1 protein-coding gene and 1 pseudogene are annotated in these 816 nt (G+C 69.9%); both read left to right on the plus strand.

Annotated elements, in window-relative coordinates; translation table 11 throughout:
- The coding region (locus tag AC1D3B_RS36200) for a formate dehydrogenase subunit gamma (RefSeq protein WP_478195474.1) at positions 1-414 on the plus strand (414 nt) is incomplete at its 5' end.
- Positions 411-816 (plus strand): annotated as a pseudogene (locus AC1D3B_RS36205) (formate dehydrogenase); the annotation flags it as partial. The gene AC1D3B_RS36200 and the pseudogene AC1D3B_RS36205, both read left to right, overlap by 4 nt.

Here is an 816-nt window from a genome sequence, read left to right on the forward strand (position 1 = left end):
CCCGGTGCGCTGCTGCCGATCCTGCATGACGTGCAGGACGCGCTGGGTCATGTGCCCGCGCAGTCGGTGGCGACGATCGCCGARGCGTTGAATCTCTCGCGCGCCGAAGTGYACGGCGTGGTCACGTACTACCACCACTTCCGCGCCGAACCCGCGGCACGCCATGTGGTGCAGATCTGTCGTGCCGAGGCCTGCCAGTCCATGGGGGCTGATGCGCTGGTCGCGCACGCGCAGCAGCACCTGGGCTGTGCGATGCATGGCACCTCCAGGGACGGCGCRTTCACGCTCGAACCGGTGTTCTGCCTCGGACTGTGTGCCTCCTCGCCCGCGATGATGCTGGACGACCAGCCGCACGCGCGCATGACRCCGCGAGCCTTCGATGCCTTGCTCGCAGAGGCCGGGAGCGCGCGATGACCGCGACCACCGTCTACGTTCCCCGCGACTCTGCCGCGCTGGCGGTCGGCGCCGATCGGGTGGCGCGCCGCATCGCCGAAGAAGCCGCCGCGCGCGGGCTGGACATCCGCATCGTGCGCAACGGCTCGCGCGGCATGTTCTGGCTCGAAGTGCTGGTGGAAGTGGCRACSCCKGCRGGGCGCGTCGCCTACGGCCCGGTGAGCGTCGACGACGTCGCCGGCCTGTTCGATGCCGGATTCCTCGAAGGCGCGGTACACGCGCTCGGCCATGGCTTGACGGASGAGATCCCCTACCTGAAGAAGCAGGAGCGGCTCACCTTCGCGCGCATGGGCATCACCGACCCGGTGTCGCTGGCCGACTACCAGGCGCACGAGGGCTTCGCAGGACTGCGTGCGGCACTCG

The sequence above is a fragment of the Variovorax sp. P5_A3 genome (genome assembly GCF_056400665.1).